9 protein-coding genes are annotated in these 10,811 nt (G+C 64.7%); 3 read left to right on the forward strand and 6 right to left on the reverse strand.

Annotation, left to right across the window (positions count from 1 at the left end; genetic code table 11):
• Positions 1-96: 96 nt before the first annotated feature.
• The 5 genes from Q0996_RS03130 to Q0996_RS03150 form a co-directional block, all read right to left on the reverse strand.
• Entirely contained in the window at positions 97-900 is an 804-nt protein-coding gene (locus Q0996_RS03130) for a carbohydrate ABC transporter permease (protein ID WP_299615894.1), read from the reverse strand.
• On the reverse strand, positions 897-1,796 hold the full coding sequence (locus Q0996_RS03135) for a carbohydrate ABC transporter permease (RefSeq protein WP_299615896.1): 900 nt from the start codon (positions 1,794-1,796) through the stop codon (positions 897-899). Before Q0996_RS03135 ends, Q0996_RS03130 begins: the two co-directional genes overlap by 4 nt.
• Positions 1,797-1,965: 169 nt before the next feature.
• On the reverse strand, positions 1,966-2,544 hold the full coding sequence (locus Q0996_RS03140) for an OsmC family protein (protein ID WP_299615898.1): 579 nt from the start codon (positions 2,542-2,544) through the stop codon (positions 1,966-1,968).
• 39 nt (positions 2,545-2,583) lie between these two features.
• Complete coding sequence (locus Q0996_RS03145; protein WP_299615900.1) at positions 2,584-3,516, reverse strand: hypothetical protein; 933 nt, start codon at positions 3,514-3,516, stop codon at positions 2,584-2,586.
• A 77-nt stretch (positions 3,517-3,593) separates the two neighbouring features.
• Positions 3,594-3,962: a hypothetical protein gene (locus Q0996_RS03150; protein WP_299615902.1), complete on the reverse strand. Its 369-nt coding sequence runs from the start codon at positions 3,960-3,962 to the stop codon at positions 3,594-3,596.
• A 372-nt stretch (positions 3,963-4,334) separates the two neighbouring features.
• On the opposite strand from Q0996_RS03150, the gene Q0996_RS03155 reads away from it, so the two are divergent.
• The 3 genes from Q0996_RS03155 (at position 4,335) to Q0996_RS03165 (ending at position 10,228) form a co-directional block, all read left to right on the forward strand.
• The gene (locus Q0996_RS03155) at positions 4,335-4,949 is read left to right on the forward strand and encodes a TetR/AcrR family transcriptional regulator (RefSeq protein ID WP_299615904.1); all 615 of its coding nucleotides are present in this window, start codon (positions 4,335-4,337) and stop codon (positions 4,947-4,949) included.
• Positions 4,950-5,019: 70 nt separating this feature from the next.
• Positions 5,020-6,633 carry a winged helix-turn-helix domain-containing protein gene (locus Q0996_RS03160; RefSeq protein WP_299615906.1) on the forward strand — a complete coding sequence of 538 codons (1,614 nt, stop codon included), beginning with the start codon at positions 5,020-5,022 and terminating at the stop codon, positions 6,631-6,633.
• A gap of 268 nt (positions 6,634-6,901) precedes the next feature.
• A complete protein-coding gene (locus Q0996_RS03165) occupies positions 6,902-10,228 on the forward strand; it encodes an alpha/beta fold hydrolase (protein WP_299615908.1) in 3,327 nt (1,108 codons plus the stop codon).
• Between the two features lie 29 nt (positions 10,229-10,257).
• Here Q0996_RS03165 and Q0996_RS03170 read toward each other — a convergent pair.
• A partial coding sequence (locus tag Q0996_RS03170) for a LysE/ArgO family amino acid transporter (RefSeq protein WP_299615910.1) occupies positions 10,258-10,811 on the reverse strand: 554 nt, incomplete at its 5' end.

Here is a 10,811-nt window from a genome sequence, read left to right on the forward strand (position 1 = left end):
TCGGACCAGGTGAATCTGCTCTAATTCTTAAGTGTAGAGCGGATTCACATGTTTAGACGCAAACACGGAAGTGTTTCCGTCTAAACATGATCCGCTCTATGCGACCCGGCCCATGGAGAAACCCCGGGCGAGGTGGTTTTTCATGAAGGCGATCAGGACGATGCCGGGGACCAGGCTCAAGACGCTGGCGGCGGCCAGCAGCGCGATGTCGGCGGCCAGCACCCCGCCGGCGCGGGTCATGATGCCGCCGATGGGCTTGGCCTGGACGACGGTGAGGGCGTTGGCCAGGAGCAGCTCCACCCAGGAAAACATGAAGCAGAAAAAGGCCGTCACGGCGATTCCCGGCGCGATCTGGGGCAGCAGGATCTTCAGGAAAAAGCGTGGGAAGCGGTGGCCGTCCATCATTGCCGACTCGTCCATCTCCCGTGGGACCGCGGAGATGAAGCCCTCGAGAATCCAGATTGCGATGGGCACGTTGAAGAAACAGTGGGCAATGGCGACGGCGATATAGGTGTCGATCAGACTAAGCTCGGAGAAGATTTGCACGAAGGGCACCAGCAGGATCGCCGGGGCCATCATGCGGAACATCAGGAAGCCGAAGAACAGCACGCGGTCGCCATGGAAGCGGTAGCGCGAGAAGGCATAGGCCGCGGGCACGGCGACAGTGACCGCGATGATCACGTTCAACGATACATAGATGGCGGCGTTGACGTAGCCGAGATACCAGGCGGGATCGGTGAAGATGAGCTGGAAGTTGGCCAGCGTGGGCGCCTGGGGAAGCAGGGTCAGCCCGCCGCGGATCTCCCCATTGGTCTTCACGCTCATGACGATCAGCCAGTAGATGGGCACCATGAGCAGGACGACGTAGATCGCCGGCGCCAGAGAGAAGCGGCGGGTCATGGGCGCGCGTCTTTCGTCTCGTCGGCTTTCGTCTGCTCGGGGTCCTTCGGCATGATCAGCGTGAAGAAGGCCCAGGAGACCGCGAGCACGATGAGGAAGTAGATCACGGAGATCGCGCCGCCCTCGCCGAGGTCGAACTGGACCGTGGCGGTCTGCACCAGCTCGTGGGACAGGAAGGTCGTGGAGACGCCTGGACCGCCGCGGGTCACCACGTAGGCCTCGGTGTAGATGATGAAGCTGTCCATGAAGCGCAGCAGAACGGCGAGCAGCAGGACGAAACGCAGCTTCGGAAGCTGGATGTAGCGAAAGGTCGCCCAGCCGCTCGCCCCGTCGATGGCGGCCGCGCGGTAGTAGTCGTCGGGGATCGCGCGCAGGCCGGCAAAACACAGCAGCACGACGAAGCTCGTCCAGTGCCAGGTATCCATCAAGGCCAGAACGGACCAGACCACCAGCGGGTCGGTCATGTCGAGGGCGAAGCCGAGGCCGGCCACCGCCGCCGTCAGCAGCCCGACCTCCGGCAGGGTGAGGACCTGCCAGATGTAGCCGACCACGATGTGCGGCGTCAGCAGGGGGATCGCCATCAGCACGATGTAGAGGGACGAGAGGATGCCCTTGGTGGGCATGCGCAGGGCGATGTAGATGCCGAGGGGAACCTCGATCGACAGCACCAGGGCCGAGAACCCGAGGCTGCGCGCCAGGGCGGCGTAAAACTCCGGCGATGTCAGCACCTGCTGGAACCAGGCTGGTCCGACCCAGATAAAGTTGTTGCCGGCAAAGGTGTCGTGCACCGAGTAGTACGCGACGAAAGCCATGGGGATTACGCCGCAGAGCGTCATCACCGCCAGCGCCGGCGCCAGAAATCCGTAGGCGATGGTGTTATGAGGCTTGGTTGCCACGCGGGCGCGCAGTCCTTGGAACGAGAATCGACGGGTGCCGCGATGCTAGCCGGAATCCCCCGGCCGGAACAGGCGGCTTTCGCCGCTGCCCCGGGTGTCGCCGGCAACCTCCCCGCTGTTTGTTTCGCTGAACCGGAGACCGAGGGTCCCCGGCGTCGCGATACCGGTATCAGCTTTCCACCTTGAGGTGGCCGTCCAGGCGGATCGGCCGGGAGACGTTGAAGTAGTTCGGCGAGGTCCTCATCACCGTCTCGTGGATGTCCCGGAACTCTTCCTCGCTGCCGTCGCCCTTGATGCGCACGGTGAAGAGGATGGAGTCGTAGCCGGGCTTCACGGCGGCGTCGATGCCCAAGAAGCCGCGCAGATCGAGGTTGCCGTAGGTCTCGATCTCCAGCGACTCCAAAGTGATGCCTTTCACCGCCGCGCCGGCCACGTAGCCCACCATCATGCAGGCGTTGAGCGCCGTCATCAGCATTTCCTGCGGGTTGGGCGCGGTGTTCTGGCCCAGCAGTTCGAAGGGCTCGTCGACGGCGATCTTGAACCGGCGGGGCACCTCCTCGCCCCCGATGGTGTAGGACTCCACCGAGGTCTCGCTGCGGGTCTGTCCCTGCCAGGCGGAGCTGACGTGGAAGGCCACGATGCCCTTGGCCGGGTCCTGCTTGATCTCCTCGACGACGCTGGCGAGCGCTTCGAGATCGAGGCCGTTCACGGTTGCGGGCTTGGCTTGCATGGCTGTCTGACTGGTCATGGTCGCTTTCCTTGGTATCGGGGGTGGGGCGGAGAGGGCCTACATCAAGGGCGCGAGCGCGGCCTTGATGCGGTCGACCTGGGCCGAGGTGGTCAGCCCGGCGAGGACCTTCAGGAAGTGCGGGTGCTGGGCGCCGGAAAGGATGTACTGCCAGCGGTAGGCGCGCAGCACGCCGGCTTCCAGCATCTGCCGTTCGGCTTCGGTGAACCTGCGGCCCGCGGTCTCGGTGAAGTAGCGGACGTCCTCGCCGGCCTGGACCTGCAGGATGCCGTCGACCGCGCCCACCAGTTCGATGAACTCGTCGACGCCGCGGTCGCGCTCCGCCGCGCTCAGTTTGCCGTCGAAGCGGATCCACTCCAGCTCGTCCAGGATGGCGTGCTGGCTCTCCTCCTTCCAATGGAAGAGGAAGATGTCCTTGTAGAGCGCCGAGAGCTTCTCGTCGCGGTCGATGCTTTCGCGGTAGTGCTGCTGGGTGAAGAGCTCGATGTGCAGGGTCAAGGCCAGCACGGCCCAGGTGCCCTTGCTGAGCACCGCCGTCGCGACCTCGTCGGGGTCGGGCAGAAAGCGGTAGCCGGCGGGCATGACGTCGGCGGCCAGGGTCTCGACCCGGCGGAACAGCTCCTGGTGCTTCAGCTCTTCGTCGCAGAAGCGCACCAGCGCCTCCAGGGCCGTCTGGTCGCCCAGCCAGTGCTCGCCGCTCAGCTCCAGCACCTTGGCGCAGATGAAGCGCTCCACGAGGCCGAAGACATTGGCATAGGTGCGGCCCTGCACCTGGCTGAGATAGAGCTGTTCGTCGGCGGACAGGAAGTCCAGTTGGTCGACCAGCGAAAGCCCGTCGGGCAGAAACTTGTGATCGCTGTCCAGCATGCGGCCGCGAAGGACGTCGTCTTCGATGTTCCAGCGGATGCGCTTGGAGGCGGCGATACAGCGGGCGTAGCGGTCGTGATCGGTTTGGTTCGTCTCGATGTGCATTGGTTTGCTCCCTTGATCAACGGTGATGGGTTGGGTGCGGCGCTGCTCGCGGCGAGCAGTTTGCGGGGCCTTGCGGCCTAGTCGGATGACTCGCGCGGCGGTGCCGGCAGCGCTGTTTCCGGCAGAACGGCATTGCCAAATCCGTTTGCGGCCTGCGCATGACGGGCCCAGGCCTCACATTCGGCGGCGCTTTCGGCAGCGCTGCGGTCTCCGGCGTTGCGCTGCTCGGGCCTATGCGGGCTGCAGAGGACTTCCGTCCGGTCCAGGGCGATATCGCGGAGCCCCTGGCGGCTCATGCCCTGCAGCGCGACGATCGCGATGCGCCGCTGTTGGAGGGTGGCGAAGTAGCGGCACAAAGCCCCCAGGACCGTGCCGAGGCGCCGCAGCGACATCGGCGGGGTGACAGAGGTCGTGGGGACTCCGCTGGCGGTTTCCAGTGTGAACATGAGTGATCTCCTTGTTCTTCAACGGAAGCGCTGCGGCCACGATCCGTGTTGAGGTCTGTCATCTCCTTGGGTGAAGGGACTCTGGGCGAGTTCTGATCCCCGTGCTTGAAGGCCGTCTTGATTTCTTCTTCAGAAGTCCTTGATTTCGGTCTTCACGGGATCTCCCGGCCTGGGACGATTGGTTCCATACCAACCGGTTGGTTTGTTGTATACCGACCGATTGGTATGGCGTCAATGGTTTTGTGAGCTGGCAATGTTTTATGTTATTTAATAAGTAGTTGAACAATTGATCCTTGTGAAAACTCTGCCTTCACAGTACTCTTGCCGAGGACGGAGATACCGTCCGGTCTGTACTCTGAAGCGAGTGAGCCCATGCTGCAAAAGGCCGATTTGACCCGCGAGAAGATCCTCGAGGTGGCGGAGACCCTGGTTTTCGACCAGGGCTTTGCCGGAACCTCGCTGAGCGAGATCGTGCGCGCCGCCGGGGTCACCAAGGGCGCGTTTTTCCACCATTTCGACAGCAAAGACGCCCTCGGCCGTGCGCTCGTGGAGCGCTATGCCCGCAACGACTTTGGGATTCTGAACGCGATTGCCGAGCGTGCCGGGGCGCTGGCCGACGACCCGCTGCAGGAAGCCCTGTTGAATCTGAAGCTCTTCGAGGAGTGGCTGGAAGGTCTCGAGGCGCCCTTGGCCGGCTGCATGTACGCGTCCTTCACGCATCAGCGCGAGCTCTTCGATGCCGAGACCCACCGCTTCATTGCCGACAGCCTGCAGGATTGGGCCGCGATCTACGAAAGGGCCTTCGAGCGGGTGATCGCCGAACGGCCGCCCCGGGTGGAAGGCGTGACCGCCAAGGCGCTGGCCGAGTTTCAGCTCTCCGTGATCGAAGGAGGGATACTGCTGTCCCGTGCCTTGGAAGACCGGGACCTCCTGGTGCGCCAATGCCGGCAGCTTAGAACCTATATCGGCCTGCTGTTTGCAAACTGAGGTGCCCTGACCTTCGAAACGGGCCGCCGATGGGCTATCCTGCGATGGCGGGCGTTGAGGGGCTATCGTTGTGATCTATGGTTTCGGGAGCTATCGGCTGGATACCGACCGTCTTGAACTCTGGCAGGGCGAGAAGGCGGTCGCGGTGGAGCCGCAGGTCTTTCACCTGCTGCAGCACCTGATCGAAAACCGCGAACGGGTGGTCGGCAAGGACGAGCTGATCGAACAGGTCTGGGGCGGCCGTATCGTTTCCGACGCGACCTTGAACAGCCGTATCAACGCGGCCCGGCGGGCCGTCGGCGACAGCGGCAAAGAGCAGGCGGTCATCCGCACCGCCGTGCGCCGCGGATTCCGCTTCGTCGCCGAGGTCTGCGAAGCCGATGCAGAGTCCGGCATCGGTGGTTCAAGTCAGCGCGGCACGATGAAGGACGCCGCTCTTCACGTGATGGCTGAGACGAAATCTCATGGGCAGACTCAAAATTCCGAAAAACCTCTCTCCGGCAAACCCTCCATTGCCGTGCTGCCGTTTGAAGATCTCTCAGGAGCATCGGATTTCTTTTCAGAGGGCGTGGCCGAAGACGTGGTCGCGGCCTTGTCGAAGTTTCGATGGTTTAAGGTCGTCTCGCCGCGCTCCAGCTTCCGGTTTCGCACCCATGATCACAGCGATTTCGGCGGCGTCGCGAGCGATCTGCAAGTCCGCTATCTGGTCGATGGGAGCGTTCGCCGTTCAGGTGAGCGATTGCGGGTTGTCGCACGGCTGACAGATACCCAAACGGCAAAGACCGAATGGAGCGACAAGTTCGATCTGCATCAGAGCGACCTCTTCAAGATTCAGGACCAGCTCACGCGCAGCATTATCGCGGCTGTGGCCCCCGCCTCCCTGACCGCGGAGATGACTCGTGCCCGGCGCCGTGAAGGGGATGACCCGGAGCCATGGATGGCGGCCATGCGGGCGCATTCCTATCTGCGCCGGCTGACCCAGGCCGACAATGCAAGGGCGCGGGCCATCTTGATGGAAGCTCTCGGGGAAAACCCGGAGATCGCCATGCTGGCCAGCGATCTCGCCATCAGCAACGTCTACGACGTGCTCTTTGGCTGGGGTCGGACACGCGAAGAGGCGATCGAAGAAGCCGCCAGATTTGCTCATCAGGCGATCCAGGTGGATGCCAGCGATGCTATGGGTCATACGGCGCTGGGCTTTGCGGCTCACATCAATCGTGATCACGACGAGGCGGTCGACGCCTTTGCAAGGGCGCTCGGCCTCAATGAAAACTTGGCCGAGGCGCATGGCTATCTCGCAATGACTCTCGGCTTCGTCGGCGACCTCGAGAAGGTCATGCATCATGTCGATGTCGCGGTTCAATTGAGCCCCTATGATCCCATGCTCACCTTTTGGTATGACGCGGTGGCGATGGCCGCTTACATGGCGCGGGAGTTCGAGGCTGCGGCCGACTGGGCAAGCCGCTCCGTCTCCGCGAACCCTGAGTACATTGGCGGCTTTCGGGTTCTCGCCGCGGCTTGCGGTCAGCTCAAGCAACTCGACCTGGCCAGGGAGGCGGTCTCCAAGATGTGTGTGTTGGATCCATCCCTGACCTGCGATGCCACAAGCCGTCAGCTGCCGTTCAGGCACCCGGCGGATGCTGATCTCTACACCGATGGCCTGCGCGCGGCCGGGCTGCCATAGGTCCGGAAAAGGCTGCCGGGCAGTCTCTGTGCTCGTTGCGGCTTCGATTGCCGGGTTTAATCGAACGCACTGATTAGATGGCCAATGGGCTCTCTCCTTTGGACGACACAGACAAGGTTAAGAACGCCCGACCTGCCGATCGGGGAATCAAGCTAGGCGATCTCCGTGCAGTCGGCGGACGCGGTTGGAGGGCATCGCTCTGCTTGACGGCTGGTCTGATTTGCCTTCCAGATTCCCTCGACCCTATCGGGATGGAGGGGCAAGAGCCGTGATCTATGGCTTCGGGAGCTATCGGCTGGATACCGACCGCCTTGAACTCTGGCAGGGCGAAAAGGTGGTCGCGGTCGAGCCACAGGTCTTTCACCTGCTGCAGCACCTAGTCGAAAACCGCGAACGGGTGGTCAGCAAGGACGAGCTGATCGAACAGGTCTGGGACGGCCGTATCGTTTCCGATGCAACCCTGAGCAGCCGCATCAACGCGGCCCGGCGGGCCGTCGGGGACAGCGGCGCGAAGCAGGCGGTCATTCGGACCGCCGTGCGCCGGGGCTTCCGCTTCGTCGCGGAGGTCACCGAAGGGGCCGGCTGCGGTGCCGGCCAGGTTCAAGACAGCCAGGCGGCCGAAGGCCCGCCGGCCGCGCTGTCCGGCGGGCCTGATGTGCCGATCTCCGCGCCGGAGGTGCCGCAAACCATCGTCGGCGAACGCAAGCAGGTGACAGCGCTTGTCGCCGGCCTGCGCGGTGCCGGCGAGCTGTTCGGCGCGCTGGATCCCGAGGCGGCCCTCGTAGAGATCGATCCGGCGCTCAAGGCCATGTCCCAGGCCGTTGCGCGCTACGGCGGTGCCGTGAGTGCCGTCGTCGACGACGGCATGCTGGCGCTCTTCGGCGCGCCGCAGGCGCAGGAGGATCATGCCGTGCGCGCCTGCTATGCCGCCTTGGCCATGCGCAGTGCCGTCCAACGGCTCGGTTCCGATCGTTTGCAGCCGGCCATCGGCCTGCACTCAGGCGAAGCGGTGGTCCGCACCAGCGCCGAGGGCGCGGCCCGCTCTTACGAGGCCATGGGTCCGGCCGTGCAGATCGCCCGCCGGCTGCAGGAACGGGCCGGGCCCGCAGAGATCGCCTTGACGGCAGCCACTCGGGAGCGCGCACGCGGCTACTTCCAGACCACCGCAGGCGGCAAGCTGGAGCTCGCGGCTGAGAACTCCACCACCGTCTATCGTCTGACGGCACCGTCCCAGGCTCGCACTCCCTGGCAGGCGCGCGCCGGCCGCAGTCTCGCGCAGTTCGTCGGACGCGAGCACGAATCGGCCCAGCTTGGCCGTGCCCTGCAACGCGCCGGGCTCGGCAGCGGCGAAGTCATCGCTGTGGTCGCCGAACCGGGGGTTGGCAAGTCGCGCCTGCTGCATGAGTTCCTTGCGACGCCGGCGGCCACGGACTGGACCCTGCTGGAAACCGGTGCGGTGTCTTACGGTGCGAGCGAGTCCTATGGGCCGGTGGCGGCGCTGCTTCGCTCCTGGCTCTCGGTCGATCCGCAGGACAGCCAGACCGCGGCGGCGGAAAAGGTCCGCTCCGCTGTCCTGGGCCTGGATAGAGGACTTGCGGCCACCCTGCCGGCCCTGCTGTCGGTCCTTGATCTCCCAGTCGACGACCGCGCGTGGCTGGCGCTCAGCCCGCCGCTGCGACGGCGCCACATCCTCGATGCCCTGAAGGCCGTCTTCGTCCGGGAGAGCCAACACAGGCCGCTCGTTCTGGCGCTCGAGGACCTTCACTGGTTCGATGCGGAGAGTCTGGCCTTCGTCGACGGCCTGATCGATGGTTTGGGCGCCGCACGGATGCTGCTGGTGGTCACCTTTCGGCCGGAGTTCAAACACGCCTGGGCCGCGAGAAGCAGCTATAGCGAGATTCGGCTGCGCCCCCTGCAGGACGAAAGCGCAAGCCGGCTGCTCGACGACTTGCTTGGAACCGATCCCGGCCTCTCGGAGGTGAAACGCCTTTTGATCGAGCGCACGCAGGGCACGCCGCTGTTTCTCGAGGAAACCGCTCAGGAGCTTGCCGAAACCGATGCGCTTGTCGGCCAGCGCGGGGCCTATCGTCTGGCGGCTCCGGTCGAGTCCTTCGAGATTCCGGCGACCGTGCAGTCGGTGCTCGCCGCGCGCATCGACCGCCTGGCGCCGCCCAGCAAGTACCTGCTTCAGGTCGCTGCCGTGATTGGCCCCTCGATCGCCGCTGACGTGCTGGAACAGGCCGCGGAGCTCCCACCCGGGCAGCTCTCCGAGACCCTGGCCGCTCTGCAGGCTGGCGATTTCCTTTTCGAATCCCAGCTTTTTCCCGAGCGCGTCTATACCTTCAAGCATGACCTCACCCGCGACGTCGCCTATCGGGGTCTGTTGCGTGCCGACCGGGCCGGCTTGCACCGGCGCGTTGCCGAAATTCTGGAGCGGCTTTACGCCGGTCGTGTCGCCGAGGCGGTCGAGAGCATCGCCGGGCACTTCGCCGCCGGCGAAGCGTGGCGGGAAGCGACGACCTACTTCCTGATGGCCGCCGAGCGCGCGAAGGAACGCTACAGCTACAAGCAGGCCGCGGGAATTGCGCGCAAGGCCTTGGAGGCGGCGGCCGCCGGGGGTCTGGCCGAGCAGACTTCCCAGTCCCACGTTCTGCTGGGAGACCTGGAGAGTCTTCTCGGTGATTTGGATGCCGCCAATCATCATTATGACGCGGCCATCGAGGCGGAGAGCGACGACACGCGGCGGCAGGTCGTCGCCAACAAACGGCATCACCGTGATTTCGTGATCAGGGGTGAGGCCAGGCTTGCCTACTATGAGCAAGGCAGCGGCGACCAGACCCTGCTGTTGATCCATCCCTTCATTTACGGCCTTCACGTCTTTCAGCTGATTGTCGAACAGCTTTGCCAACGGTTTCGCATCATCACCATCGACGGGCGCGGCACCGGTGCTTCCGACCCGCTGCCGCCGGGTTATACGCTCGACGACCACGTGGAGGACTTCGCTGCCGTGATCCAGGCCGTAAAGCGCGGCCAGAGAACGACGGCGGTGGGTATGTCGCGCGGTGTCAATCTGCTGGCGAAGCTGTCGGTGAGCAGGCCGGAATTGCTGGACCGTCTCGTCCTGGTCGGCGGCGGCATGCGCCAGACCGTCGGGCTGGGCGTGGTTCCGGCCGAGGGCAGAGGGGCCGAAGGCCGCCAACCCACGCCCTTTGACCAAGCGCTGGAGGCGGGCGACTTTGCCAGAGCCGTCAGGATTTTCTCTCGCACGATCTACTCCGAAGACGGCACCGGCGACCTGCGCCTGCAATTTGAGGAGCAGTGCCTGAAGCTGCCGCGCGAGACCCTGGTCAACTTCTTCACCTTCGATCCTTCCGTCGACATCGCCAATGTGATCGGTCGGATTTCGAGACCGACGCTGGTCATGCACGGCACGGTCGACGAGGACGTTCCCCTTGAGGAAGGTATCGCCATAGCGGACGCGATTCCCGATGCGCAGTTCTATGCCTTTGAAGGAAAGGGGCATCTGCCCACCTTCACCGCAACGCACGAGTTCTGCGACCGTGTCCTCCGTTTCGTCGAGGAGACTCCGGTCTAGGAAGAGTTGTGAGCCCCAGAGAGGCTCCCTCAGCCCCTCAATTGGCTGGCCACCAGGCTCAGGGCGATGGCCGCCATCACGCAGCCGACGAAGGCGTCCAGGAGACGCCAGGACCGCGGGCTGGCGAAAAAGGGCGCCAGGCGTTTGGCCCCGTAGCCGAGCCCGTAGAACCAGAGGCCGGAGGCCAGGATCGCCCCCAGGGCGAAGGCCAGGCGCTCGCCGCCGCCGTACTGGGCGGCGATGCCGCCGAGAAGGATCACCGTGTCGAGATAGACATGCGGGTTCAGCAGGCTGAGCGCCAGAGCGGTCGTCAAGGCGGCGCGGAGCCCCTCACCGGCGGCGGCGCCGTTGCCTGCCTCCAGGGTTCCCGGCCTGAGCGCCGCGCGGAAGGAGCGCAGGCTGTAGGCGGCGAGAAAGGCCGCGCCGCCCCAGGCGGCAATGTCCGGCAGGCTGGGCACCGCCCGCAACAGGCTAGCGAAGCCGCCGGCGCCGAGGGCGATCAAGACCGCGTCGATGACGAAGCAGAGCGACGAGACGGCGAAGACATGCTGGCGCCGCAGGCCCTGGCACAGCACGTAGGCGT

The organism is Pelagibius sp. (genome assembly GCF_028289705.1).
Classification (GTDB): Bacteria; Pseudomonadota; Alphaproteobacteria; order Kiloniellales; family Kiloniellaceae; genus Pelagibius.